The following is a 23,247-nucleotide window of genomic DNA, read 5'->3' on the forward strand; positions in this document are numbered from 1 at the left end:
CGGTCCACCGGCGCCTCGGGCCGCCGGCGGGCGAACCAGCCGCGCCGCGGCGCCGGGCCCTCCTCCGGGCGCACCTGCACCGGGTCCGGCCAGCCGACGCCGTCCAGCTCCACGTACAGCTCGGTGCCGTCGGGGGCGGTCACCGTGCGCGGCCGGCCGCGCAGCGAACCGAACGGCGCCGCCGCGGCCAGCTCCTCGCGGGCCCGGCGGCGCATCGAGCGGCCGACCGTCAGCCGCTCTATCGCCACCCCGGCGGCGGCGCCCGCCGCCACCACGCCCAGCGAGATACCGATCAGCCCGGCCCGGCTCACCCCGGCCGAGGCCGAACCGGCGGCCTTCGCCACCGCCGCCACCGGGTTGCCGCTCGCGCCGGACTCGGTCATGAGCGGGTGCCGCCCACGTAGCGGCGCGGCACCCGGGCGCCGATCCGGGTGATGATCTCGTACGCGATGGTGCCGCAGGCCCGGCCCCAGTCCTCGGCGGTCGGCTCACCGTGCTCCCCGGTACCGAACACCAGCACCTCCTCGCCGACCGGCGGGGTGTCACCGCCGAGGTCGACGACGAACTGGTCCATCGCCACCCGGCCCGCGACCGTCCGCCACTTGCCGCCGATCAGCACCGGGCCGGTGCCGCTGGCGTGCCGCGGGATGCCGTCCGCGTAGCCGACCGGCACCAGGCCCAGGGTGGTCGGGCCGGGGGTCGTGTAGTGGTGGCCGTAGCTGACCCCGTGGCCGCCGGGGACGGTCTTCACCAGCGCGAGCCGGGCGGTCAGCGACATCACCGGGCGCAGGCCGAAGTCGGCCGGGGTCCCGACCTCCGGCACCGGCGACAGGCCGTACATCGCGAGGCCGGTGCGGACCAGGTCGTAGTGCGAGGCCGGCAGCAGCAGGGTGGCCGGCGAGTTGGCCAGGTGCCGCACCTCGGGGCGCACCCCCGCCCGCTCGGCGTGGGCCAGCGCCGCCTCGAAGGAGTCCAGCTGGGCCTGGATCGAAGGGTGGCCGGGCTCGTCGGCGGCCGCGAGGTGCGACCACAGGCCGACCACCTCGATCAGGCCCTCGGCCTGCGCGCGCAGCGCGGCGGCCACCAGGTCGGGCCAGTCGTGCGGCTGGCAGCCGTTGCGGCCGAGGCCGGTGTCGGCCTTCAGGTGCACCCGGCCCGGCACCCCGGTCTCCCGGACCGCCGCCACCAGCTCGTCCAGGGCCCAGCGGGCGCTGACCGAGACGTCGATCCGCGCGTGCAGCGCCTGCTGCCAGGGACCGCCCGGCGTCCACAGCCAGCACAGGATGCGGGCCTGCTCGGGCCCGATCCCCGCGGCACGCAGCGCGAGCGCCTCCTCGGGCATCGCCGTACCGAGCCAGCCGATGCCCGCCGCGACCGCCTCCCGGGCGCACCGCACCGCACCGTGGCCGTAGGCGTCCGCCTTGACCACGGCCATCAGCGCAGGGCCGGCGGTACGGGCGCGCAGCGCGTCCAGGTTGCCCCGCAGGGCGCCCAGATCGATGGTCGCCTCGGCTCGCGCCCCCTGCGCGAGGACGGCCGTACCGGTGGTGTTCGCAGTTGTCATCGCGTATCAGTCTCCCAGACCGCCGCCGTTGCCCCGTGAACGGCCCGCGGGGACGTGGCGGTGGACCTGCGAAGACGCTCCGCGAGGGCGGCCGGGTTCCGTGCGGGGGCGGCACGGGCGGGGGCTCGCGGCCTCCGGCAGGGGCACCCCGGTGCACCCGGGACGTGTGCCGGGCGGCTGCTCGGGGGCATGGGCCCCAGCCCCTGCGGTGGTGCCGAACGGGCTCTCGGGGCGCGGACACCGGGCTGCCCCGCCGAGCTCGCGCAGTTCCTCTCCCGGCCTCCGGCCGAGGGTGCCCCCAGCGCCCCTGGGGCCCTCTGGGGAATCGCCGTGGGGGTCAGGCGGGGGGCTGGTGGACGGCTTGCCAGGCGGGGCGGAGGGTGGTGGCGACTGCCATCGCGGTGGTCGGGGTGTCGCCGTGGGCGGCGGTGCGGCCGGCCAGGCCGTGGAGGTAGGCGGCTGCGGAGGCCGCGTCGAAGGCGCCGAGGCCGGCGGCGAGGAGGGAGCCGGCCAGGCCGGAGAGGACGTCGCCGCTGCCGGCCGTGGCGAGCCAGGGCGTCCCGGTCGGGTTCACCCGGGCCGGGCCGGCCGGGTCGGCCACCACCGTGGTCGAGCCCTTGAGCAGGACGGTCGCGCCGTACGCCGCCGCCAGCCGCCGGGCGGTCGCAAGCCGCGTCGCGGCGAGGTCCCGGGCGAGCGGCGGCGCCCCGCCGTCCGCCCCGGCCAGCAGCCGGGCGGCCTCCCCGGTGTGCGGGGTGAGCAGGACCGGCGCCGTACGTCCGGCGAGCGCGGCCGGACCGAGCCGGGCGAGTTCGGTCAGCCCGTCGGCGTCCACCAGCACCGGGACGTCGGTGGCCAGCGCCTGCGCCAGCGCATCCGCGGCGCCGTCCCCGCCGCCGGGTCCGACCACCCAGGCCTGGACCCGCCCGGCGTCGGCCGGTCCGCCGGTGCTGACCAGGGCTTCGGGGAAGCGCCGCACCACCTCCTCGGCCGCCGTCCCCGCGTACCGCACCGCGCCCGCCCCGCCGCGCAGCGCGCCCGCCACCGCGAGCACCGCCGCCCCCGGGTACCGGGCCGAGCCGGCCGCGATGCCGGCCACCCCGCGCCGGTACTTGTCGCTCTCCGGCGACGGCAGGGGCAGCAGGGCGGCCACATCCGCGTGCTGGAGCGCCGTCACCGGCGCCTCGGGCAGGGTCAGTCCGATGTCCACCAGGTGCACCACCCCCGCGTACGAGGCGCCGGGGTCGATCAGCAGCCCGGGCTTGTGGGTGCCGAAGCAGACCGTGACGTCCGCCCGCAGGGCGGCCCCGTCGACCTGCCCGGTGTCGGCGTCCACCCCGCTCGGCACGTCCACCGCGACCACCGGGCCGCGCCGTTCCATCGAGGCGTACGGCTGCGCCCCGGGCCGCAGCCCGCCCCGGCCGCCGATCCCGACGATGCCGTCCAGCACCAGATCGGCCCGCCCGAACTCGCCCGGGTCGTCGGTCACCCGCCCGCCGGCGGCCCGCAGCGCGGCCAGCCCACCCGCGTGCACCCGCTCCGGCGACAGCAGGACGGCCCGTACCCGCGCCCCGCGCCGGGCCAGCCGGGCGGCCGCGTACAGCGCGTCGCCGCCGTTGTCGCCGCTGCCGGCCAGCACCAGGACCCGGCTGCCGTACACCCGGGGCAGCAGCTGCGCGCAGGTGGCGGCGAGCCCCGCGGCGGCCCGCTGCATCAGGGTGCCTTCCGGCAGCCGGGCCATCAGTTCGGCCTCCGCCGCCCGGACCTGTTCGACGGTGTGTGCGTAACGCATCCGCTGCCTCCCGCGGCTCAGCCTTCGGCGATCACCACCGCCGACGCTACGCCCGCGTCATGACTGAGCGACACGTGCCACGACCGGACGCCGAGTTCGGCGGCGCGCGCCGCCACCGTCCCGGCGACCTTGAGCACCGGGCGGCCGGAGGGCTCGACGCTCACCTCGGCGTCCGTCCACTTCAGTCCGGGCGGCGCGCCAAGTGCCTTGGCCAGCGCCTCCTTCGCGGCGAACCGGGCCGCCAGCGAGGCCCCGCCGCGGCGCGCCCCCGACGGGAGCAGCAGCTCGGCCTCGGTGAACAGCCGGTCCGCCAGCTGGGGCGTGCGCTCCAGCGACGCCTCGAACCGGTCGATGGCCGCCACATCGATCCCGACCCCGATGATCAAGCTGAACTCCTCCGTCGCAACCGCCCGTGGCCCGGACCTTACGGCACACTTTCGGGTGAGAACCCCTCCGATCCCCCGCCTGCCCCGGTCCGTACACCTACCGTGTTGCGCGGCAACCCCCAGCAGGAGGGAGAAGGGCCATGGTCGCCATGCCAGCCGTCGAGCACCCGTTGTCCGGGGACGATGTCCTCAGGGCCTTCCTGGAACTGGACACACCGGCCGGCTTCAAGGCCGAGCTGATCGAAGGGGAGATCGTCGTGAGTCCACCGCCGGACGGCGATCACGAGGACACCGTCGCCAGGTTCGCCCGGGCCGTCGCCCGGCAGGCCGCGGACGAGTTGTACGTCAGCGGAGGAAAGGGCCTCAGGACGCCGCGCGGCCGGTTCATCCCGGACGCGGCGGTCGCACCGGTGGGCCACTTCCGGGCGCAGGAGCCGTGGGCCGATCCTGCCGGCGTACTCCTGGTGCTGGAGGTCACCTCGACCAACCCGGGCAAGGACCGCGAGGCCAAGCGCCTCGGGTACGCCTCCGCCGGCATCCCCTGTTACCTGCTGATCGACCGCGACGAGTCGCACGCCACCCTGTTCACGGACCCGGCGGACGGGGACTACACCGCCCACATCCAGGTCCCGTTCGGCAAGCCGCTCGACCTGCCGGCGCCGTTCTCGTTCGCGTTGGACACGGCGCCCCTGCGCTGACGGCGGGGGCGCCGTGTCCGGCGGGACTACTCGACCGACTACTCGACCGTGACGGACTTCGCCAGGTTGCGCGGCTGGTCCACCTCGTGGCCCTTGGCGGTGGCCAGCTCGCAGGCGAAGACCTGCAGCGGCACCGTCGAGACCAGCGGCTGGAGCAGCACCGGGGTGACCGGGATGCGGATCAGGTGGTCGGCGTACGGCGCGACCGCCTCGTCGCCCTCCTCGGCGATCACGATGGTGCGCGCGCCGCGGGCCCGGATCTCCTGGATGTTGGAGACGATCTTGTCGTGCAGGATCGACCGGCCGCGCGGCGACGGGACGACCACCACGACCGGCAGCCCCTCCTCGATCAGCGCGATCGGGCCGTGCTTGAGCTCGCCCGCCGCGAAGCCCTCGGCGTGCATGTACGCCAGCTCCTTGAGCTTGAGCGCACCCTCCAGGGCGACCGGGAAGCCGACGTGGCGGCCGAGGAACAGCACCGACTTGGCGTCGGCCAGCGAGCGGGCCAGCTCACGGACCGGCTCCATGGTCTCCAGGACCTGCTCGACCTGCTTCGGCGCGTCCGAGAGCTCGCGGATCACCGCGGAGATCTCGTCGCCCCACTTGGTGCCGCGCACCTGGCCGAGGTAGAGCGCGACCAGGTAGCAGGCCACCAGCTGGGTCAGGAACGCCTTGGTGGAGGCGACCGCGACCTCGGGGCCGGCGTGGGTGTAGAGCACCGCGTCGGACTCGCGCGGGATGGTCGAGCCGTTGGTGTTGCAGATCGCCAGTACCTTGGCGCCCTGCTCGCGGGCGTGCCGCAGGGCCATCAGGGTGTCCATGGTCTCGCCGGACTGCGAGATCGCGACGACCAGGGTGCGGTCGTTCATGATCGGGTCGCGGTAGCGGAACTCGGAGGCGACCTCGACCTCGCACGGGATCCGGGTCCAGTGCTCGATCGCGTACTTGGCGATCATGCCGGCGTGGAACGCGGTGCCGCAGGCCACGATGACGACCTTGTCGACCTCGCGCAGCACCTGGTCCGGGATGCGCAGCTCGTCCAGGGTCAGCCGGCCGTCGGTGCCGATCCGGCCCAGCAGGGTGTCGGCGACCGCCTTCGGCTGCTCGGCGATCTCCTTGAGCATGAAGTAGTCGTAGCCGCCCTTCTCGGCGGCGGAGGCGTCCCAGTCGACGTGGTACTCGCGCACCTCGGCGGGGGTGCCGTCGAAGTTGGTGATGGTCACCCCGCCGTGGCGCAGCTCCACGACCTGGTCCTGGCCGAGCTCGATCGCCTCGCGGGTGTGCGCGATGAAGGCGGCGACGTCCGAGGCGAGGAAGTTCTCGCCCTCACCGCGGCCGACCACCAGCGGCGAGTTGCGGCGGGCGCCGACCACCACGTCTGGGGCGTCGGCGTGCACCGCGACCAGGGTGAAGGCGCCGTCGAGCTGGCGGCAGACCACCCGCATGGCCTCGGCCAGGTCGCCGTCGTAGGCCTCGCCGAGCAGGTGCGCGACCACCTCGGTGTCGGTCTCCGAGCGCAGGGTGTGGCCGCGCTCGGCGATCGCCGCCCGCAGCTGGGCGAAGTTCTCGATGATGCCGTTGTGGACGACCGCGACCCGCTCGGTGTCGTCCAGGTGGGGGTGGGCGTTGGCGTCCGTCGGACCGCCGTGGGTGGCCCACCGGGTGTGGCCGATGCCCGTGGTGCCGGCCGCGAGAGGGGTCTCGGCCAGCGACTTCTGAAGGTTGACGAGCTTCCCGGCCCGCTTGTCCGTGGCAAGGCTCCACTGCCCGTCGGAGCCCTGCGTCTGCACCGCCACACCGGCCGAGTCGTACCCGCGGTACTCCAGCCGCTGCAGACCTGCGATCACTACGTCCAGGGCCTGCTGGGGCCCTACATATCCAACAATTCCGCACATGTGCGCCAGCATATGCGGGCAGGCGTTCCCCTCCGTTCACGGCTGCCGCCCCGGCGGGTGACCGACACCACAGCACCCGCCCGGCCCCGCACGGCCCACAATGGAGGATGTGCTGACCGAACTCTGTACCCGGGGCGCTCCCGCCACCCCCACCCCGTCCCCGTACGTGGACCTGGACCGGGCGGAGTGGAGCGCCCTGCGCGAGCGGACCCCGCTGCCCCTGACCGCCGAGGAGGTCGAGCGGCTGCGCGGCCTCGGCACCGCCCTCGACCTCGACGAGGTCCGGGACGTCTACCTGCCGCTGTCCCGGCTGCTCAACCTCTACATCCACGCCACCCACGAACTGCGCGGCGCGGTCGGCACCTTCCTGGACGTCGCCGACACCGAGCGGGTGCGCACCCCGTTCGTGATCGGTGTGGCCGGCTCGGTGGCGGTCGGCAAGTCCACCACCGCCCGCCTGCTGAAGGCCCTGCTGGCCCGCTGGCCGGAGCACCCCCGGGTCGAACTGGTCACCACCGACGGCTTCCTGCTGCCCAACGCGGAGCTGCGCCGCCGCGGCCTGATGGCCCGTAAGGGCTTCCCCGAGTCGTACGACCGCAGGGCGCTGATGCGCTTCGTCGCGGACGTGAAGGCCGGCAAGGAGCGGGTCTCGGCGCCGGTCTACTCGCACCTGGTGTACGACATCGTGCCGGACGAGCGCCTCACCGTGGAGCGCCCGGACATCCTGATCGTCGAGGGCCTGAACGTCCTTCAGCCGGCCCTGCCCGGCACCGACGGCCGCACCCGCCTCGCGGTCGCCGACTACTTCGACTTCTCGATCTACGTCGACGCCCGCACCGACGACATCGAGAGCTGGTACCTGTCGCGCTTCAAGAAGCTGCGCGACACCGCCTTCCAGGACCCGAACTCCTACTTCCGCCGCTTCACCGAGGTGCCGGAGGAGGAGGCGATGGACTACGGCCGCCAGGTCTGGCGCACCATCAACAAGCCCAACCTGCTGGAGAACGTGCTGCCCACCCGCGGCCGGGCCACCCTGGTGCTGCAGAAGGGCGCCGACCACAAGGTCCGCCGGGCGCTGCTGCGCAAGCTCTGACCCCGCGCCACCCCGAAGCGCCGCCGCCCCGGAACACCGGTGCCCCGAAACACCGTCAGCGCGCCTCCCGCGGGAGGCGCGCTGACGTGCGTTCAGGACGGAAGTCAGCCCAGGTGGGTGCGGACCGCCTCGGCGAGGCGCTCGGCGACGGCCTTGGCCTGCACCTCGTCGGCGGCCTCCACCATCACCCGCACCAGCGGCTCGGTGCCGGACGGCCGCAGCAGCACCCGGCCGGTGGCGCCCAGCTCGGTCTCGGCCTCGGAGACCGCGGCGGCCAGCTCCAGCGAGCTGGCGACCCGGGTCCGGTCGACGCCCTTGACGTTGATCAGTACCTGCGGCAGCCGGGTCATCACCTCGGCCAGCTCGGCCAGCGACTGCTTGGTCGCGGCGAGCCGGGCGCCCAGCATCAGACCGGTCAGGGTGCCGTCGCCGGTGGTGGCGTGGTCCAGCAGGATGACGTGGCCGGACTGCTCGCCGCCGAGGGCGAAGCCGTGCTGCTTCATCTCCTCCAGCACGTAGCGGTCGCCGACCGCGGTCTGCACCAGGTCGATGCCCTCGCGCTCCATGGCCAGCTTGAAGCCCAGGTTGGACATCACGGTGGCGACCGCGGTGTTGCGGCGCAGCGTGCCGGCCTCACGCATGGCGACGGCGAGGATCGCGATGATCTGGTCGCCGTCCACCTCGTTGCCGTCCGCGTCGGCGGCCAGGCAGCGGTCGGCGTCGCCGTCGAGGGCGATGCCGAGGTCGGCCCGGTGCTCGCGCATGGCGGTCCGGAGCTTGTCCAGGTGGGTGGAGCCGACGCCGTCGTTGATGTTCAGGCCGTCGGGCTCGGCGCCCAGCGTGTAGACCACCTCGGCGCCGGCCCGGGCGAACGCCTCCGGGGCGACCCGGGCGGCGGCGCCGTGCGCGCCGTCGATGACGACCTTCACGCCGTCCAGGCGGTTCGGCAGCACCGCGACCAGGTGCGCGACGTAGCGGTCGAAGCCCTCGGTGTACTGGCGGACCCGGCCGACGGCGGCGCCGGTCGGGCGCTTCCAGTCCTCGTCGGTGCCGACGCCGTAGCGGTGGTAGTGCTCCTCGATGGCGTCCTCGATGGCGTCGTCCAGCTTGTGGCCGCCGCGGGCGAGGAACTTGATGCCGTTGTCGGGCATCGCGTTGTGGCTGGCGGAGAGCATCACGCCGAAGTCCGCGCCGAGCGAGCCGGTCAGGTACGCCACGGCCGGGGTGGGCAGCACGCCGACCCGGAGCACGTCCACGCCGGCGCTGGCGAGGCCCGCGATCACGGCGGCCTCCAGGAACTCCCCGGAGGCACGCGGGTCCCGCCCGACCACGGCGACCGGGCGGTGGCCGTCGAAGGCCCCCGCGTCGCCGAGCACGTGGGCTGCCGCCACCGACAGGCCCAGGGCCAGTTCCGCGGTCAGGCCCTCGTTGGCCACACCACGAACCCCATCCGTACCGAAGAGTCGTCCCATGCTTCCGTCCTTTGTCCGCCCCTGCTGGCAAATCATCGACCGCTCCCGCCTTCGTACCAGGCCCGGGGAGCACGACGCCCCGGAGTACACGAGGTACTCCGGGGCGTACGAGGCACACCCGAGGGCGCGCACCACCAGGGCGGCACGCACCCCCCGGCGCGACTAGCGCTTGCTGTACTGCGGGGCCTTGCGGGCCTTCTTGAGACCGGCCTTCTTGCGCTCGACGGCACGCGCGTCACGCATCAGGAAGCCGGCCTTCTTCAGCGCGGCGCGGTTGTTGTCCACGTCGGCCTCGTTCAGGGCGCGGGCCACGCCGAGGCGCAGCGCGTAGGCCTGACCGGAGACGCCGCCACCCGCGATGCGGGCCACGACGTCGTAGCGGCCGTCGAGCTCGAGGAGCTTGAACGGCTCGTTCACGGTCTGCTGGTGCACCTTGTTGGGGAAGTAGTTCTCCAGGGTGCGGCCGTTGATCTTCCACTTGCCGGTGCCGGGGACGATGCGCACGCGGGCGATCGCCTCCTTGCGGCGGCCGAGGCCGGCGCCCGGGGTGGCCTCGCCGAAGCGGCCGGCCAGCGACTCAGTGCTGTACTCGGTCTCGGAGGTGTACTCGTCGACGTTCTCGTCGAACTCGACCTCGAGGGTGTTCTCGATGGCAGTCTCGGCCACGGTGTTCCTCAGCTCCTGCTGTTCAGTGATGGGGTTGGGTGGCCGGAATTACTGCGCGACCTGGGTGATCTCGAACGGCACCGGCTGCTGCGCAGCGTGCGGGTGCTGGTCGCCCGAGTAGACCTTCAGCTTGGAGAGCATCTGGCGGCCCAGGCTGTTCTTGGGGAGCATGCCCTTGATGGCCTTCTCGACGGCCTTCTCGGGGTTCTTGTCGAGCAGCTCGTCGTAGCGGACCGAGCGGAGACCGCCCGGGAAGCCGCTGTGGCGGTACGCCAGCTTCTGGGTCTTCTTGTTACCCGAGAGGTGCACCTTGTCAGCGTTGATGATGATGACGAAGTCACCGGTGTCAACGTGCGGCGCGTAGATCGCCTTGTGCTTGCCTCGCAGGATGGAGGCGGCCTGGGAGGCCAGGCGGCCGAGCACGACGTCGTTCGCGTCGATGACGTGCCACTGACGCTGGACGTCGCCGGGCTTGGGGCTGTACGTACGCACGGTCGTAGCCTTCGCTTTTCAGTGAGTGTGTCCTTGACAGGAGCACGCTGGACGAGGAGATCAGCCTTGCCCGCTCTGGACGCAATTCAGAGGAGGGCCGCTGAACATCGGCCTGGTGTCTCCGGCGTACCGACCTCTCACGTGAGATGGAGCGAGCCAATACGCACAACAAGGGCCCAGACTACCGGCCCGGCACGCACGGGTCAAAAACGCCCGGCTCCCCCGCCCGGCCCCCCGCTCAGCGCTCCCGCACCACCCGGGTCTCGTCCCAGACCGGCTCCGGCGCCTCGTAGACCCGCCCGTCCGAGCCGAACACCAGGAAGCGGTCGAAGCTGCGGGCGAACCAGCGGTCGTGGGTGACGCAGAGCACGGTCCCGTCGAAGGACTCCAGCCCCTCCTGCAGCGCCTCGGCGCTCTCCAGGTCCAGGTTGTCGGTCGGCTCGTCCAGCAGCAGCGCGGTCACGCCGGACAGCTCCAGCTTGAGGATCATCAGCCGGGCCTGCTGGCCGCCGGAGAGCGACTCGAACTTCTGGTCCTCCTGCCGGTCCAGCTCGTAGCGGCGCAGCACGCCCATCGCGGCGCCGCGGCTGAGCGCGTGCTCCTCCTCCACGATCGAGCGCACGGTGCGGCCGAACAGCTCGGGATGGGCGTGGGTCTGCCGGAAGTGGCCGGGCACCACCCGGGCGCCGAGCTTCCAGGTACCGGAGTGCTTCACCGTGTCGTCGCCGGCCAGCATCCGCAGGAAGTGCGACTTGCCGGAGCCGTTGGAGCCGAGCACCGCGACCCGCTCGCCGTAGAAGACCTCCAGGTCGAACGGCTTCATCAGGCCGGTCAGCTCCAGGCCCTCCAGGGTGAGCGCCCGCACGCCGGTGCGGCCGCCCTTGAGGCGCATGGTGATGGACTGCTCGCGCGGCGGCTCCTCCGGCCGGCCGGCCTCCTCGAACTTCTTCAGCCGGGTCTGCGCGGCCGCGTAGCGGGTGGCCAGCGCGTGGCTGACCGAGGCCGCCTGGCGCAGGTTGACCACCAGCTTCTTCAGCTTGGCGTGCTCCTCGTCCCAGCGGCGGCCGAGTTCCTCGAAGCGGGCGAAGCGCTCCTTGCGGGCCTCGTGGAAGGACTCGAAGCCACCGCCGTGCACCCAGACGCTGCTGCCGCCGCCACCGAAGCCGGCCTCGACACTGATGATCTTGTCGGCGGCGCGGGACAGCAGCTCACGGTCGTGCGAGATGAACAGCACGGTCTTGGAGCTGGCCCTGATGGCCTCCTCCAGCCAGCGCTTGCCGGGCACGTCCAGGTAGTTGTCCGGCTCGTCGAGCAGCAGCACCTCGTCCGGGCCGCGCAGCAGCGACTCCAGCACCAGCCGCTTCTGCTCGCCGCCGGAGAGCGTGTTCAGGCCGCGGAACTGCGCCCGGTCGAAGGGCATCCCGAGCGCCGCCGTGGTGCAGACGTCCCAGTCGGTCTCGTAGTCGTACCCGCCGACGTCCGCCCAGTCGGACAGCGCCTGCGCGTACGCCATCTGCGTCTTCTCGTCCTCCTGCGCCATCATCGCCAGCTCGGCGGCGTCCACCGCCCGGGCGGCGACCGCGATCCGCTGCGGGGCGACGGAGACCAGCAGGTCCCGTACCGAGGCGTCGGCCGGCAGTGCGCCGGGCGTCTCGCGCAGGTCCTCGCGGCCGGTGGTGCCGACGAACTGGCGCATCACGCCGAGGCCGCCGCTGACCGTGACGGTGCCGCCGTGCGGCTGCACGTCGCCCGCGATCATGCGCAGCAGGGTGGTCTTGCCGGCGCCGTTGGCGCCGACCAGGGCGACCGCGGCGCCCTCGCCGACCCGGAAGGACGCGTCGTCGAACAGCACCCGTCCGTCCGGCAGGTAGTACTCCAGGTGCGAAATCTCGACGTGTCCCATGGTCCGGATTGTGCCAAGCCGGGGGCCGTGGGCCCAAACGGATTAGCTCCCGGACTCCGATCGGCCCTCGGTGCCGGGCAGCGTCCGCATCCGCCGGGCCGCCCGGTTGCGCTCCGCCAGCCGGTCGTCGGCGGGGTAGCCGACCTCCTCCAGCGTCAGCCCGTACGGCCGGATCACGTTGACCGCGGAGTTGCGCACCCCGCCGCGCAGCACCTCGCCGGGGAACTCCACCGGCCGGTGCCCGTCGCCGACCAGCAGCATCGCGCCGACCAGCGCCCGCACCATGTTGTGGCAGAAGGCGTCGGCCCGCACGGTGGCCACCGCGAGGCTGCCCTCCTGGGTGGCGTAGCCGTCCACCGGCACCCGGTCCCAGCGCAGCTCCAGCAGGGTGCGGATGGTGGTGGCGCCCTCGCGCTTCTTGCAGTACGCGGCGAAGTCGTGCTCGCCGACCAGCAGCCGGGCCGCCTCGTTCATCTTCTCGATGTCCACCGGGCGGTCGTGCCAGAGCACGTGCCCGCGCAGCAGCGGGTCCACCCCGCCCGGGTGGTCGGCGACCCGGTACGCGTACCGGCGCCAGATCGCCGCGAACCTGGCGTCGAAGCCGCTCGGCGCCTCGCCCACCCGGAAGATCCGGATGTCCGCGGGCAGCCGGCCGGCCAGCCGTCGCAGCAGTTTCTCGCCGTGCCCGGCCCACAGGTCCTGCGGCAGGTCGACGTGGGCGACCTGGCCGCGGGCGTGCACCCCGGCGTCGGTCCGGCCGGCCACCGTCAGGTCGTAGGTCCGTTCGCTGCGGGTGACGATCCGCAGCGCGTCCTCGATCTCGCCCTGCACCGTGCGCCGCCCGGGCTGCCGCGCCCAGCCGGAGAACTCGCCGCCGTGGTACGCCAGGTCGAGCCGGATCCGGACGTGGCCCTCGGCCGGGCCGTCCTGCTGCTGCGACGCCTGCGGCGTCTGCTCGCAATCCTTGAGCACTGCTGAATCTCCCCAGATCCGGACAGGAAACGGGCCCGCTCCCCCATCGCTGGGAGAACGGGCCCGGAATCACACCTGGCGGTGTCAGGCGTTCTCGACCTCAGTGGTCTCGTCGGCCTTCGCCTCGGCGGCCTGGTCGGCCTCCTTGACGGCACGCTTGGTGGCGCCCTCGGCCTCGCCGACGGCGGTCTGCGCGACGGTCAGGCCCTCGACCAGCTCGATCACGGCCATCGGGGCGTTGTCGCCACGACGGGGACCGATCTTGGTGATACGGGTGTAGCCACCCGGGCGGTTCTCGTAGCGCGGCGCGATCTCGGTGAAGAGGGTGTGCAGCACCGAGACGTCGGTGATGGTCTTGCGCACCAGGCGACGGTTGTGGATGTCGCCCTTCTTCGCCTTGGTGATCAGCTTCTCCGCCAGCGGGCGCATCCGACGGGCCTTGGCCTCGGTCGTGGTGATGCGGCCGTACTGGAACAGCTCCCGGCACAGACCGGCGAGCAGCAGCGGCTCGTGGTGCGGGCCGCCGCCGAGGCGGGCACCCTTGGTGGGACGCGGCATGGATTACTCCTTGGATCTCCGACTGCGGCCGTGTCAGGTACCGCAGCGGGCGGCCGGGCACTGTTGCCCGGACGGCTTGTGTGCATTGAAGCGGGGGCGGTCCGCGAGGGGCCGCCCCCGTCCCAAACTCTTAGTACTGCTCGGTCTCCGCGTAACCCGCGTCGTCCAGGTCGTCGGCGCCGAAGGCGTCGGCGGCGGCGGTCGGGTCGAATCCGGGCGGGCTGTCCTTGAGGGCCAGGCCCATGCCGGCCAGCTTCGCCTTGACCTCGTCGATCGACTTCGCACCGAAGTTGCGGATGTCGAGCAGGTCGGCCTCGGAGCGCGCAACGAGCTCACCCACGGTGTGGATGCCCTCGCGCTTGAGGCAGTTGTACGACCGAACGGTGAGCTCCAGCTCCTCGATCGGCAGCGCCAGGTCGGCGGCCAGGGCGGCGTCCGTCGGGGACGGGCCCATGTCGATGCCCTCGGCGTCGACGTTCAGCTCGCGGGCGAGACCGAACAGCTCCACCAGGGTCTTGCCGGCCGAGGCCATGGCGTCACGCGGGCGCATGGCGGGCTTGGTCTCGACGTCGACGATCAGCTTGTCGAAGTCGGTCCGCTGCTCGACACGGGTGGCCTCGACCTTGTAGGTGACCTTCAGCACGGGGCTGTAGATCGAGTCGACCGGGATGCGGCCGATCTCCTGGCCGGAGGCCTTGTTCTGGACCGCGGAGACGTAGCCGCGACCGCGCTCGACGGTCAGCTCCATCTCCAGCTTGCCCTTGCCGTTCAGGGTGGCGAGGACCAGCTCGGGGTTGTGCACCTCGACACCGGCCGGGGGCGCGATGTCGGCGGCGGTGACCACACCCGGGCCCTGCTTGCGCAGGTACATCACGACCGGCTCGTCGTGCTCCGAGGAGACGACCAGCTGCTTGATGTTGAGGATGAGGTCGGTGACGTCCTCCTTGACGCCCGGCACGGTGGTGAACTCGTGCAGGACACCGTCGATCCGGATGCTGGTGACAGCAGCGCCGGGGATCGAGGAGAGGAGCGTACGGCGGAGCGAGTTGCCGAGGGTGTAGCCGAAGCCCGGCTCCAGCGGCTCGATCACGAACCGGGAGCGGAATTCGTCGACGACCTCTTCGGTCAGCGAGGGACGCTGAGCGATCAGCATGTTTTCAGATCCTCCAGTTGTCTTCGGCACCCACTATTTGATGCCGAACAGAACCAGCGTACGGGGTCCGGCACGCGACCGGACCCCGTACGAGGTTTAAATCACTGAGCTGCCCGAAGGCGCCGGATCAAACGCGGCGGCGCTTCGGCGGACGGCAGCCGTTGTGCGGGGTGGGGGTGACGTCCTGGATCGAGCCGACCTCCAGGCCGGTGGCCTGGAGCGAGCGGATCGCGGTCTCGCGGCCGGAGCCCGGACCCTTCACGAAGACGTCGACCTTGCGCATGCCGTGCTCCTGCGCACGACGCGCGGCGGCCTCGGCGGCCATCTGCGCGGCGAACGGGGTGGACTTGCGCGAGCCCTTGAAGCCGACGTGGCCGGCAGAGGCCCAGGAGATCACGTTGCCCGAGGGGTCGGTGATCGAAACGATGGTGTTGTTGAACGTGCTCTTGATGTGGGCGTGCCCGTGAGCGACGTTCTTCTTCTCCTTGCGGCGGATCTTCTTCGCGCCGGCAGCCTGACGACCCTTGGGGGGCATAAGTCTGTTCTCCTACTGAGGTGGTCGGTCCGCTAACCCGCGGGCCGGAGGGATGTCCGGTTACGGGACGGACTACTTCTTGCCCGGCTTCTTCTTGCCGGCAATCGCGCGACGCGGGCCCTTGCGGGTACGCGCGTTGGTGTGGGTGCGCTGACCGCGGACGGGCAGGCCACGGCGGTGACGCAGACCCTCGTAGCAGCCGATCTCGACCTTGCGGCGGATGTCGGCGGCCACCTCACGGCGGAGGTCACCCTCGACCTTGTAGTTGGCGTCGATGTACTCGCGCAGCTTGACGAGGTCGTCCTCGGAGATGTCGCGGACGCGGACGTCCGGGCTCACACCGGTCTCGGCCAGCGTCTGCTGGGCGCGGGTACGGCCGATGCCGTAGACGTAGGTAAGGGCGATCTCGATCCGCTTCTCACGGGGGAGATCAACGCCGGCGAGGCGTGCCATTCATGGCTCCTGTGGTTCTTCAGAGGTCTTACGGGGTACCTACTCCAACACCTCTCGGCGAGGGAGCCCCGGCCTCTGACCGGGGGTGGCAGTCCGTCCCACGAGGGGGACGGATCGGGCAGCCCGCGTTATGACGTTGTGCGCGTCGCGCGAAGTACTACGAGAAATGCTGGGGAGAGATCAGCCCTGGCGCTGCTTGTGGCGCAGGTTGTCGCAGATCACCATGACCCGGCCGTGACGGCGGATCACCTTGCACTTGTCGCAGATCTTCTTGACGCTCGGCTTGACCTTCATGGTTCAGGTTCTCCGGGTCTAGATCTGACAGGTTTTTACTTGTACCGGTAGACGATCCGGCCGCGAGTCAGGTCGTAAGGGCTGAGCTCCACGACAACCCGGTCGTCCGGGAGGATGCGGATGTAGTGCATCCGCATCTTGCCGCTGATGTGCGCGAGGACCTTGTGACCGTTCTGCAGCTCGACCTTGAACATGGCGTTCGGAAGAGACTCGATCACGGTGCCCTCGATCTCAATGGCGCCTTGCTTCTTTGCCATGAACTGCGAGATCCACCTTCCGGGGCCGGCTACCGCATGCGGCACGCTCGTGTGCGAGCCTGGGTCCACCCCAACCCTCACGGGAAGAGGGCGTGCCGAAGCACGCTACGAGTGAGCCGACGCATCAGTCTACGTCAGGCAGCAACCTGACGCCAAAACGATGCCGACCGGTCACGCTCAGTACGTGACGCCCGCCGTCACCGGCTCGACCACCGCGGTGCAGGAGGCACAGCGGCGGGCCGCCTGCGGGATCTCGGTCAGGCACTCCGGGCAGGGACGCTTCGGGGTCTTCGGCTTCTTCGGCAGGTACCGGGCGCTCGCCTTGGTGACCGGCAGCACCACGCAGAAGTACAGCACCGCGGCGGTCATCACGAACGCGATCAGCACGTTGAGGAACTGCCCGTACGGGAAGGTGACCCCGGCCACGGTGAACCTGTAGCTGCTGAAGTCACCGGCCGCGCCGACCACCACACCGACCAGCGGGGTGAGGAACGCGGACACGAACCCGGTCACGACCCCGGTGAAGGCGGCACCGATGACGACACCGACCGCCATGTCGATCACGTTGCCGCGCATCATGAAGTCGCGGAAGCCCTTGAGCACTGCTCGCCCCTTGTGTTGTGGTGGCCGTCAAACGCCGGAGCCTAGCGAAAAGTCCGCCAGTGTCAAAATAGGACAAAGGGCCTGGAGGCGAAAGCCTCCAGGCCCTGACACCGCGTCGGTCAGGCCAGCGGGTCCGGAGCTGCGGTGATGCCCAGCTTGGCGAGTTCGGCCCGGCCGCCGTCGAACGCGGTCAGCACCAGCGGGCCCTGCTCGGTGACGGCCACCGAGTGCTCCCAGTGCGAGGCCCAGGTGCCGTCGTCGGTGACGACCGTCCAGTCGTCCTCCAGCACCGTGGTGTGCGGCGTGCCGAGGCCCACCATCGGCTCGATCGCCAGCACCGTGCCCGGGATCAGCTTGGGGCCCTTGCCCCGGCCGGCCACGTAGTTCAGCACGTGCGGCTCCATGTGCATCGCGGTGCCGATGCCGTGGCCGCCGTAGCCCTCGGTGATGCCCCACTTGCCCTTGGGCGGCAGCGGCTGGCGGCGGATGTAGCCCTCGATCGCGCGGGAGACGTCGGCCAGCCGGTTGCCCTTCTTCATCTGGGCGATGCCGGCCCACATCGAGCCCTCGGTGACCCGGCTCAGCAGGGCGTGCTCCGGCTTGACCTCGCCGACCGGGACGGTGATGGCGGCGTCGCCGTGCCAGCCGTCCACGATCGCGCCGCAGTCGATCGAGATCAGGTCGCCCTCCTGGAGCACCCGCTCGCCGGGGATCCCGTGGACCACCTCGTTGTTCACCGAGGCGCAGATCACGCCCGGGAACCACAGACCGCCGTGGTGCGCGCGGAAGTTCGAGGTGGCGCCGTGGTCGGCGATCACCTTCGCCGCGATGTCGTTGAGTTCCTGGGTGGTCACACCCGGGGCGACCGCCTCCCGGCAGGCCTTGAGCGCTTCGGCGACGACCAGCCCGGCCGTCCGCATCTTCGCGATCTGCTCGGGGGTCTTGATCTCCACCATCCGGTCACGCCTTCCACTGTTCGTCGCGCGCCCGGTCCTTGCCGGGCGGCCGTGCACCTACCACCGTACGACGCCGCAAACGGCCGGGGCGCCCCGTGCGGGGCGCCCCGGCCGTCTCACTGGCCCTGCGAGGACGCTCAGGCGTCCTTGTTCTTCTCCAGCGCGGCGATCGCCCGCGCGGTGACCTCGTCCACCTTGCCGAGGGCCGGGATGGTCACCAGCAGGCCCTGCTGCGCGTAGTAGTCGATGATCGGCTCGGTCTCCGTGTGGTAGACCTCCAGCCGGGTCCGCACCTTGTCCTCGGTGTCGTCCGGACGCTGGTACAGCTCGCCGCCGCACTCGTCGCAGACGCCCTCCTCCTTCGACGGGTTGTAGACCACGTGGTAGACGTGGCCCCCGTCGTTGCGGCAGAGCCGGCGCCCGGCGATCCGGTTGACGACCTCGTCCTCCGGCACCTCCAGGTCCAGCACGCCGTCCAGGGAGATGGCCTGCTCGGCCAGGAACTCGTCCAGGGCCTTGGCCTGGCCGATGTTCCGCGGGAAGCCGTCGAGCAGGAAGCCGCCCGCGGCGTCCGCCTGGAGCATCCGGTCCTTGGCCATCCCGATGGTGACCTCGTCCGGTACCAGACGGCCCTCGTTCATGTACGCCTTCGCCTCGAGCCCCAGCGGGGTGCCCTGGCTGATGTTGGCGCGGAACAGGTCTCCGGTGGAGATGTGCGGGATGGACAGGGTCTTGGCCAGGACGTGCGCCTGAGTACCCTTCCCGGCCCCGGGAGGCCCGACGAGGACGATTCGCATCAGCGGAGGAACCCTTCGTAGTTACGCTGCTGGAGTTGGCTCTCGATCTGCTTGACAGTTTCGAGGCCCACGCCGACGACGATGAGGACGCTGGTGCCGCCGAACGGGAAGTTGGTCTGCTGTCCGAAGGCGACCAGGGCGATCATCGGGATCAACGCGATCAGACCCAGGTAGAGCGAACCCGGCCACGTGATACGGGTGAGCACGTAGTTCAGGTACTCGGCCGTCGGTCGGCCGGCCCGGATCCCCGGGATGAACCCACCATACTTCTTCATATTGTCGGCAACTTCTTCGGGGTTGAAGGAGATGGCCACGTAGAAGAAAGCGAAGAACACGATCAGCACGAAGTACGTGATCATGTAGACCGGGTGGTCGCCCTTGACGAAGTTGGTCCGGATCCAGGCCGCCCAGCCCGCCTGGCTGTTGGTGAGCTGGACCACCAGCGCCGGGATGTAGAGCAGCGAGGACGCGAAGATGACCGGGATCACACCCGCCTGGTTGACCTTGAGCGGGATGTAGGTCGAGGTCCCGCCGAACGCCTTCCGGCCGATCATGCGCTTCGCGTACTGCACCGGGATCCGGCGCTGCGCCTGCTCCACGAAGATGACCAGGCCGACCACGACGATGCCGACCGCGATGACCGCGAAGAACTCGACCCAGCCGCCGCCGATGGTGCCGGACTGCTTGATCGCCCACATCGAGCCGGGGAAGCCGGCCGCGATCGAGGTGAAGATCAGGATGGACATGCCGTTGCCGATGCCGCGGTCGGTGATCAGCTCACCGAGCCACATGATCACCGTGGTGCCCGCGGTCATGGTGATGACCATGGTGGCGATCCGGAAGACGGACTGGTCCGGCACGACCTGGTCGGCGTAGGCGCAGCCACTGAACAGGGCGCCGCTGGAGGCCGTCGCGACGATGCCGGTGCCCTGGAGCACGGCGAGCGCGATGGTCAGGTAGCGGGTGTACTGGGTGATCTTCGCGGTACCGGCCTGCCCCTCCTTCTTCAGCGCCTCGAGCCGCGGGATCACCACGGTCAGGAGCTGGAGGATGATGCTGGCCGTGATGTACGGCATGATCCCGAGCGCGAAGATCGTCAGCTGGAGCAGCGCGTTACCACTGAAGAGGTTCACCAGGGCGAACAGGCCGCCCGGCTTGTCCTGCAGACACTGGTTCACGGCGACAAAGTTGACGCCCGGTACGGGAATGTGCGCGCCCGCCCTGAACAGCACCATGATGCCCAGCGTGAACAGCAGCTTCTTGCGCAGGTCGGGCGTCTGGAACGCCCGCGCGAACGCACTGAGCACGGTGCCTCCTGCGCCTCCCGCACATCGTCGGCGGGAGGGTCGGTCCTGAATGGGGAGAGTGGATTGCGAGCCCCGGTAGGGGCCGGCACAGGCAAGCCTGGCGCCAGCGTACAAGGGAACTCCACGGACTCTAACAGTGCACGGGCATCAGGCAGAAGCTTGAGCCGCCGCTCCCCCACTGACGGGGGACGGCTTGCCCGGTTTTGGCACACAATTCGCCCACAAATACAGCGAGCCCCGCACCCCCCTTTCGGGAAGTGCGGGGCTCGATGGTCAGCAGGCTCAGAGGAGCTCGGTGACGGTGCCGCCGGCGGCGGTGATCTTCTCGGCCGCGGAGCCGGAGACGGCGTCGACCGTCACCTGCAGCGCCACCGCGATGTCGCCCTGGCCGAGGACCTTGACGAGCTCGTTCTTGCGAACGGCGCCCTTCGCGACCAGGTCGGCCACGGTGACCTCGCCACCCTGCGGGTAGAGCTCGGCCAGCTTGTCCAGGTTCACGACCTGGAACTGCTTGTGGGCCGGGTTCTTGAAGCCCTTCAGCTTCGGCAGGCGCATGTGGAGGGGCATCTGGCCACCCTCGAAGCGCTGCGGAACCTGGTAGCGGGCCTTGGTGCCCTTGGTACCACGACCTGCGGTCTTACCCTTGGAACCCTCACCACGACCCACACGGATCTTGGCGGTCTTGGCACCCGGGGCAGGCTTCAGGTTGTGGACCTTCAGCGGATTGTCCGCCATGTCAGTCAACCTCCTCGACCGTGACGAGGTGACGGACAGTCTGGGCCATCCCGCGGATCTCGGGACGGTCCTCCTTCACGACCACGTCGTTCATCCGCTTGAGACCAAGCGAACGAAGGGTTTCACGGTGGTTCTGCTTGCTACCGATGTAGGACTTGGTCTGCGTGATCTTGAGGCGAGCCATCAGGCGCTCACCCCTGCAGCACGCGCCCGCAGCAGAGCGGCGGGAGCCACGTCCTCCAGCGGCAGGCCACGGCGGGCGGCGATCTCCTCGGGGCGCACGAGGCCCTTCAGAGCAGCCACGGTGGCGTGCACGATGTTGATCGCGTTGTCCGAGCCGAGCGACTTCGACAGGATGTCGTGAACGCCGGCGCACTCCAGGACGGCACGCACCGGGCCACCGGCGATAACACCGGTACCGGGGGACGCCGGCTTCAGCAGCACGACGCCGGCGGCCTTCTCGCCCTGGATCGGGTGCGGAATGGTGCCCTGGATACGGGGGACCTTGAAGAAGTTCTTCTTGGCCTCCTCAACGCCCTTGGCGATGGCGGCCGGAACCTCCTTCGCCTTGCCGTATCCGACACCCACGGTGCCGTCACCGTCGCCCACCACGACCAGCGCGGTGAAGCTGAAACGACGACCACCCTTGACAACCTTGGCGACACGGTTGATCGCTACGACGCGCTCAACGTAAGCGGTCTTCTCGACGGCGGGAGCGTTGCCCCGGTCGTCACGCTTACGGTCACGCCGCTCGCCACCGCCGGTGCCGCCGCCGGCGCCGCTACCGCGGCGCTGGGGTCCAGCCATTGGAATTACCTCTCTCGATTACGTCCGTCGACTAGGCCGACGAGCGGGCTTAGAAGTCGAGCCCGGCCTCACGGGCCGCGTCCGCCAGGGCGGCGATGCGGCCGGCGTACCGGTTGCCCGCGCGGTCGAAGACGACCGACTCGATGCCGGCGGCCTTGGCGCGCTCGGCGACCAGGCTTCCGACCTTCTTGGCCAGCTCGGTCTTGTCGCCCTCGTTGCCACGGATGGAAACATCGAGGGTGGACGCCGACGCCAGGGTGTGACCCTTGGCGTCGTCGATGACCTGGGCGACCATGTGACGGTTCGAGCGCGTCACAACGAGGCGCGGACGCACCTCGGTGCCGACGACGCGCTTGCGAACGCGGATGGCGCGGCGCTTGCGGGCGGCGTTCTTGTAGGCGTTGCCCTTGCCGATCTTGACAGAGACGCTCATCGCTTACTTACCACTCTTTCCGACCTTGCGGCGGATGACCTCGCCCGCGTACTTGACGCCCTTGGCCTTGTACGGGTCAGGCTTGCGCAGCTTGCGGATCTTGGCCGAAACCTCGCCGACCAGCTGCTTGTCGATCCCGTCCACGTGGAACTTGGTGGGCGACTCGACCACGAAGGAGATGCCCTCCGGGGCCTCGATCAGGATCGGGTGGCTGTAGCCGAGCTGGAACTCCATGGCGGAGCCCTTCGCAGCGACTCGGTAACCAACACCGCTGATCTCCAGCGACTTGCGGTAGCCCGCGGTCACGCCGGTGATCATGTTCGCCACCAGCGTCCGCGACAGGCCGTGCAGGGCCTTCGACTGACGCTCGTCGTTCGGGCGGGAGACGAGCAGAGTGCCGTCCTCGCCCTTGCCGATCTCGATCGGCGCGGCGACGACGTGGGTGAGGGAGCCCTTGGGGCCCTTCACCGACACCTCGCGGCCATCGATGGTGACGTCCACGCCGGCGGGAACCGGGATGGGCAGCCGTCCAATGCGAGACATTGCTGTACCTCCGTTTCCCGAATTACCAGACGTAGGCGAGAACTTCTCCGCCTACGCCCTTCTTGGCGGCCTGCTTGTCGGTGAGGAGACCCGAGGACGTGGAGATGATCGCCACGCCCAGGCCGCCGAGCACCTTCGGCAGGTTGGTGGACTTTGCGTAAACACGCAGACCCGGCTTGCTGATGCGCTTGATGCCGGCGATGGAGCGCTCACGGTTCGGGCCGAACTTGAGCTCGATGGTCAGCTTCTTGCCGACCTCGCCCTCAACCGGCTCCTCAACCTTGTAGGAGGAGATGTACCCCTCCTGCTGCAGGATCTCGGCGACGTGCGCCTTGATCTTGCTGGCCGGCATCGCCACGGTGTCGTGGTACGCCGAGTTCGCGTTACGCAGACGCGTGAGCATGTCTGCGATGGGGTCGGTCATGGTCATGATGGCCTCAGGCCTCTCTCGCCACAGTTTCTCCGCGCCAGGTCCCCCTCCGCGCACTCGCAAAAGAGTGCGAAAGGGGCACAAGCGCAGGGGACTTGCGGCGTAGTAAGACTGGGTGCGAGCCCTCGTGAGAGAGCCGCGAGCACCTATAGGAGATGCCGCGGCAGGGGGCCCGACCCCACCACCTTACGGGATTCCGAACGGAGACCCAAAAGTGGGGGGCCGGGCACCACTGCGTCGCGTAGCTGTGTGCCTAGCGCGCCCGGATTACCAGGAGCTCTTGGTCACACCCGGCAGCTCGCCGCGGTGCGCCATCTCACGGAGGCACACACGGCACAGGCCGAACTTGCGGTAGACAGAGTGCGGACGACCGCACCGCTGGCAACGGGTGTAGGCCCGCACGCCGAACTTCGGCTTGCGCTCGGCCTTTGCGATCAGGGCCTTCTTCGCCAT

The 23,247-nt window shown here is 70.6% G+C and carries 28 protein-coding genes and 1 pseudogene; 2 read left to right on the forward strand and 27 right to left on the reverse strand.

Annotated features, from left to right (window positions below):
• From AA75_RS51130 to AA75_RS33945, 4 genes and pseudogenes are all read right to left on the reverse strand, one after another.
• Positions 1–383: pseudogene (locus AA75_RS51130) on the reverse strand (alpha/beta hydrolase); the annotation flags it as partial.
• Complete coding sequence (alr, locus tag AA75_RS33935; RefSeq protein ID WP_033824206.1) at positions 380–1,564, reverse strand: alanine racemase; 1,185 nt, start codon at positions 1,562–1,564, stop codon at positions 380–382. The pseudogene AA75_RS51130 and the gene alr, both read right to left, overlap by 4 nt.
• Positions 1,565–1,901: 337 nt before the next feature.
• A complete protein-coding gene (locus AA75_RS33940; RefSeq protein ID WP_033824207.1) occupies positions 1,902–3,356 on the reverse strand; it encodes a bifunctional ADP-dependent NAD(P)H-hydrate dehydratase/NAD(P)H-hydrate epimerase in 1,455 nt (484 codons plus the stop codon).
• Positions 3,357–3,373: 17 nt separating this feature from the next.
• On the reverse strand, positions 3,374–3,742 hold the full coding sequence (locus tag AA75_RS33945) for a holo-ACP synthase (RefSeq protein WP_033824208.1): 369 nt from the start codon (positions 3,740–3,742) through the stop codon (positions 3,374–3,376).
• Between the two features lie 149 nt (positions 3,743–3,891).
• Here AA75_RS33945 and AA75_RS33950 point away from each other — a divergent pair, with 149 nt between their 5' ends.
• Positions 3,892–4,440 carry a Uma2 family endonuclease gene (locus AA75_RS33950; RefSeq protein WP_033824239.1) on the forward strand — a complete coding sequence of 183 codons (549 nt, stop codon included), beginning with the start codon at positions 3,892–3,894 and terminating at the stop codon, positions 4,438–4,440.
• A 38-nt stretch (positions 4,441–4,478) separates the two neighbouring features.
• On the opposite strand, the gene glmS is transcribed toward AA75_RS33950, so the two are convergent.
• Positions 4,479–6,335 (reverse strand): glutamine--fructose-6-phosphate transaminase (isomerizing), encoded by a 1,857-nt coding sequence (gene glmS / locus AA75_RS33955; RefSeq protein WP_033824240.1) that lies wholly within the window; start codon positions 6,333–6,335, stop codon positions 4,479–4,481.
• 100 nt (positions 6,336–6,435) lie between these two features.
• On the opposite strand from glmS, the gene coaA reads away from it, so the two are divergent.
• Complete coding sequence (coaA, locus tag AA75_RS33960) at positions 6,436–7,428, forward strand: type I pantothenate kinase (RefSeq protein WP_033824209.1); 993 nt, start codon at positions 6,436–6,438, stop codon at positions 7,426–7,428.
• Positions 7,429–7,532: 104 nt separating this feature from the next.
• Here coaA and glmM read toward each other — a convergent pair whose 3' ends face one another.
• The 22 genes from glmM to AA75_RS34070 form a co-directional block, all read right to left on the reverse strand.
• Complete coding sequence (glmM, locus tag AA75_RS33965; RefSeq protein WP_033824210.1) at positions 7,533–8,900, reverse strand: phosphoglucosamine mutase; 1,368 nt, start codon at positions 8,898–8,900, stop codon at positions 7,533–7,535.
• 162 nt (positions 8,901–9,062) lie between these two features.
• Positions 9,063–9,566 (reverse strand): 30S ribosomal protein S9, encoded by a 504-nt coding sequence (rpsI, locus tag AA75_RS33970; protein WP_035981606.1) that lies wholly within the window; start codon positions 9,564–9,566, stop codon positions 9,063–9,065.
• Between the two features lie 48 nt (positions 9,567–9,614).
• The gene (rplM, locus tag AA75_RS33975) at positions 9,615–10,058 is read right to left on the reverse strand and encodes a 50S ribosomal protein L13 (RefSeq protein ID WP_033824211.1); all 444 of its coding nucleotides are present in this window, start codon (positions 10,056–10,058) and stop codon (positions 9,615–9,617) included.
• A 238-nt stretch (positions 10,059–10,296) separates the two neighbouring features.
• Positions 10,297–11,961 carry an ABC-F family ATP-binding cassette domain-containing protein gene (locus AA75_RS33980; protein WP_033824212.1) on the reverse strand — a complete coding sequence of 555 codons (1,665 nt, stop codon included), beginning with the start codon at positions 11,959–11,961 and terminating at the stop codon, positions 10,297–10,299.
• A gap of 42 nt (positions 11,962–12,003) precedes the next feature.
• Positions 12,004–12,933 (reverse strand): tRNA pseudouridine(38-40) synthase TruA, encoded by a 930-nt coding sequence (gene truA / locus AA75_RS33985; protein ID WP_033824213.1) that lies wholly within the window; start codon positions 12,931–12,933, stop codon positions 12,004–12,006.
• A gap of 84 nt (positions 12,934–13,017) precedes the next feature.
• Positions 13,018–13,491, reverse strand: coding sequence for a 50S ribosomal protein L17 (gene rplQ, locus AA75_RS33990; protein WP_033824214.1), 474 nt, complete (start codon positions 13,489–13,491; stop codon positions 13,018–13,020).
• 130 nt (positions 13,492–13,621) lie between these two features.
• Positions 13,622–14,644 (reverse strand): DNA-directed RNA polymerase subunit alpha, encoded by a 1,023-nt coding sequence (locus tag AA75_RS33995; RefSeq protein WP_033824215.1) that lies wholly within the window; start codon positions 14,642–14,644, stop codon positions 13,622–13,624.
• Between the two features lie 127 nt (positions 14,645–14,771).
• Complete coding sequence (rpsK, locus tag AA75_RS34000; RefSeq protein WP_014136257.1) at positions 14,772–15,179, reverse strand: 30S ribosomal protein S11; 408 nt, start codon at positions 15,177–15,179, stop codon at positions 14,772–14,774.
• A 72-nt stretch (positions 15,180–15,251) separates the two neighbouring features.
• Positions 15,252–15,632, reverse strand: coding sequence for a 30S ribosomal protein S13 (rpsM, locus tag AA75_RS34005; protein WP_033824216.1), 381 nt, complete (start codon positions 15,630–15,632; stop codon positions 15,252–15,254).
• A gap of 180 nt (positions 15,633–15,812) precedes the next feature.
• On the reverse strand, positions 15,813–15,926 hold the full coding sequence (gene rpmJ, locus AA75_RS34010; protein WP_003956441.1) for a 50S ribosomal protein L36: 114 nt from the start codon (positions 15,924–15,926) through the stop codon (positions 15,813–15,815).
• A gap of 35 nt (positions 15,927–15,961) precedes the next feature.
• Positions 15,962–16,183, reverse strand: a complete 222-nt coding sequence (gene infA / locus AA75_RS34015) for a translation initiation factor IF-1 (RefSeq protein WP_003956442.1) — start codon at positions 16,181–16,183, stop codon at positions 15,962–15,964.
• Between the two features lie 177 nt (positions 16,184–16,360).
• A complete protein-coding gene (gene mscL, locus AA75_RS34020; protein WP_033824217.1) occupies positions 16,361–16,786 on the reverse strand; it encodes a large conductance mechanosensitive channel protein MscL in 426 nt (141 codons plus the stop codon).
• A gap of 119 nt (positions 16,787–16,905) precedes the next feature.
• Positions 16,906–17,742, reverse strand: a complete 837-nt coding sequence (map, locus tag AA75_RS34025) for a type I methionyl aminopeptidase (RefSeq protein ID WP_033824218.1) — start codon at positions 17,740–17,742, stop codon at positions 16,906–16,908.
• Between the two features lie 137 nt (positions 17,743–17,879).
• A complete protein-coding gene (locus AA75_RS34030) occupies positions 17,880–18,539 on the reverse strand; it encodes an adenylate kinase (protein ID WP_033824219.1) in 660 nt (219 codons plus the stop codon).
• The gene (gene secY, locus AA75_RS34035) at positions 18,539–19,846 is read right to left on the reverse strand and encodes a preprotein translocase subunit SecY (RefSeq protein WP_033824220.1); all 1,308 of its coding nucleotides are present in this window, start codon (positions 19,844–19,846) and stop codon (positions 18,539–18,541) included. The genes AA75_RS34030 and secY overlap by 1 nt, the downstream gene beginning before the upstream one ends.
• Positions 19,847–20,128: 282 nt before the next feature.
• Positions 20,129–20,581 carry a 50S ribosomal protein L15 gene (gene rplO / locus AA75_RS34040; protein ID WP_035981609.1) on the reverse strand — a complete coding sequence of 151 codons (453 nt, stop codon included), beginning with the start codon at positions 20,579–20,581 and terminating at the stop codon, positions 20,129–20,131.
• A 1-nt stretch (position 20,582) separates the two neighbouring features.
• Complete coding sequence (gene rpmD / locus AA75_RS34045; RefSeq protein WP_033824221.1) at positions 20,583–20,765, reverse strand: 50S ribosomal protein L30; 183 nt, start codon at positions 20,763–20,765, stop codon at positions 20,583–20,585.
• Positions 20,765–21,388: a 30S ribosomal protein S5 gene (rpsE, locus tag AA75_RS34050; protein WP_033824222.1), complete on the reverse strand. Its 624-nt coding sequence runs from the start codon at positions 21,386–21,388 to the stop codon at positions 20,765–20,767. Before rpsE ends, rpmD begins: the two co-directional genes overlap by 1 nt.
• A gap of 49 nt (positions 21,389–21,437) precedes the next feature.
• Complete coding sequence (gene rplR, locus AA75_RS34055; protein WP_035981611.1) at positions 21,438–21,821, reverse strand: 50S ribosomal protein L18; 384 nt, start codon at positions 21,819–21,821, stop codon at positions 21,438–21,440.
• A gap of 3 nt (positions 21,822–21,824) precedes the next feature.
• On the reverse strand, positions 21,825–22,364 hold the full coding sequence (rplF, locus tag AA75_RS34060) for a 50S ribosomal protein L6 (protein WP_033824223.1): 540 nt from the start codon (positions 22,362–22,364) through the stop codon (positions 21,825–21,827).
• A gap of 22 nt (positions 22,365–22,386) precedes the next feature.
• Complete coding sequence (gene rpsH / locus AA75_RS34065; protein ID WP_033824224.1) at positions 22,387–22,794, reverse strand: 30S ribosomal protein S8; 408 nt, start codon at positions 22,792–22,794, stop codon at positions 22,387–22,389.
• Positions 22,795–23,061: 267 nt separating this feature from the next.
• On the reverse strand, positions 23,062–23,247 hold the full coding sequence (locus tag AA75_RS34070) for a type Z 30S ribosomal protein S14 (RefSeq protein WP_030263476.1): 186 nt from the start codon (positions 23,245–23,247) through the stop codon (positions 23,062–23,064).

The organism is Kitasatospora sp. MBT63 (assembly GCF_000710465.2).
In the GTDB taxonomy this organism is placed as follows: Bacteria; Actinomycetota; Actinomycetes; order Streptomycetales; family Streptomycetaceae; genus Kitasatospora.

Coding starts and splice junctions, on each gene's coding strand:
- map (WP_033824218.1), bottom strand. CDS start 17,742: ATGGTGGAGATCAAGACCCCCGAGCAGATCGCGAAGATGCGGACGGCC.
- coaA (WP_033824209.1), top strand. CDS start 6,436: ATGGAGGATGTGCTGACCGAACTCTGTACCCGGGGCGCTCCCGCCACC.
- rplF (WP_033824223.1), bottom strand. CDS start 22,364: ATGTCTCGCATTGGACGGCTGCCCATCCCGGTTCCCGCCGGCGTGGAC.
- rpsE (WP_033824222.1), bottom strand. CDS start 21,388: ATGGCTGGACCCCAGCGCCGCGGTAGCGGCGCCGGCGGCGGCACCGGC.
- AA75_RS33995 (WP_033824215.1), bottom strand. CDS start 14,644: ATGCTGATCGCTCAGCGTCCCTCGCTGACCGAAGAGGTCGTCGACGAA.
- glmS (WP_033824240.1), bottom strand. CDS start 6,335: ATGTGCGGAATTGTTGGATATGTAGGGCCCCAGCAGGCCCTGGACGTA.
- rpmJ (WP_003956441.1), bottom strand. CDS start 15,926: ATGAAGGTCAAGCCGAGCGTCAAGAAGATCTGCGACAAGTGCAAGGTG.
- rplQ (WP_033824214.1), bottom strand. CDS start 13,491: ATGCCGCGTCCCACCAAGGGTGCCCGCCTCGGCGGCGGCCCGCACCAC.
- rpmD (WP_033824221.1), bottom strand. CDS start 20,765: ATGGCTCGCCTCAAGATCACGCAGACCAAGTCCTACATCGGTAGCAAG.
- rplR (WP_035981611.1), bottom strand. CDS start 21,821: ATGAGCGTCTCTGTCAAGATCGGCAAGGGCAACGCCTACAAGAACGCC.
- rplO (WP_035981609.1), bottom strand. CDS start 20,581: ATGGCGGACAATCCGCTGAAGGTCCACAACCTGAAGCCTGCCCCGGGT.
- rpsK (WP_014136257.1), bottom strand. CDS start 15,179: ATGCCCCCCAAGGGTCGTCAGGCTGCCGGCGCGAAGAAGATCCGCCGC.
- rpsH (WP_033824224.1), bottom strand. CDS start 22,794: ATGACCATGACCGACCCCATCGCAGACATGCTCACGCGTCTGCGTAAC.
- glmM (WP_033824210.1), bottom strand. CDS start 8,900: ATGGGACGACTCTTCGGTACGGATGGGGTTCGTGGTGTGGCCAACGAG.
- rpsM (WP_033824216.1), bottom strand. CDS start 15,632: ATGGCACGCCTCGCCGGCGTTGATCTCCCCCGTGAGAAGCGGATCGAG.
- AA75_RS34030 (WP_033824219.1), bottom strand. CDS start 18,539: ATGCGAATCGTCCTCGTCGGGCCTCCCGGGGCCGGGAAGGGTACTCAG.
- alr (WP_033824206.1), bottom strand. CDS start 1,564: ATGACAACTGCGAACACCACCGGTACGGCCGTCCTCGCGCAGGGGGCG.
- AA75_RS33950 (WP_033824239.1), top strand. CDS start 3,892: ATGCCAGCCGTCGAGCACCCGTTGTCCGGGGACGATGTCCTCAGGGCC.
- AA75_RS34070 (WP_030263476.1), bottom strand. CDS start 23,247: ATGGCGAAGAAGGCCCTGATCGCAAAGGCCGAGCGCAAGCCGAAGTTC.
- AA75_RS33940 (WP_033824207.1), bottom strand. CDS start 3,356: ATGCGTTACGCACACACCGTCGAACAGGTCCGGGCGGCGGAGGCCGAA.
- infA (WP_003956442.1), bottom strand. CDS start 16,183: ATGGCAAAGAAGCAAGGCGCCATTGAGATCGAGGGCACCGTGATCGAG.
- AA75_RS33980 (WP_033824212.1), bottom strand. CDS start 11,961: ATGGGACACGTCGAGATTTCGCACCTGGAGTACTACCTGCCGGACGGA.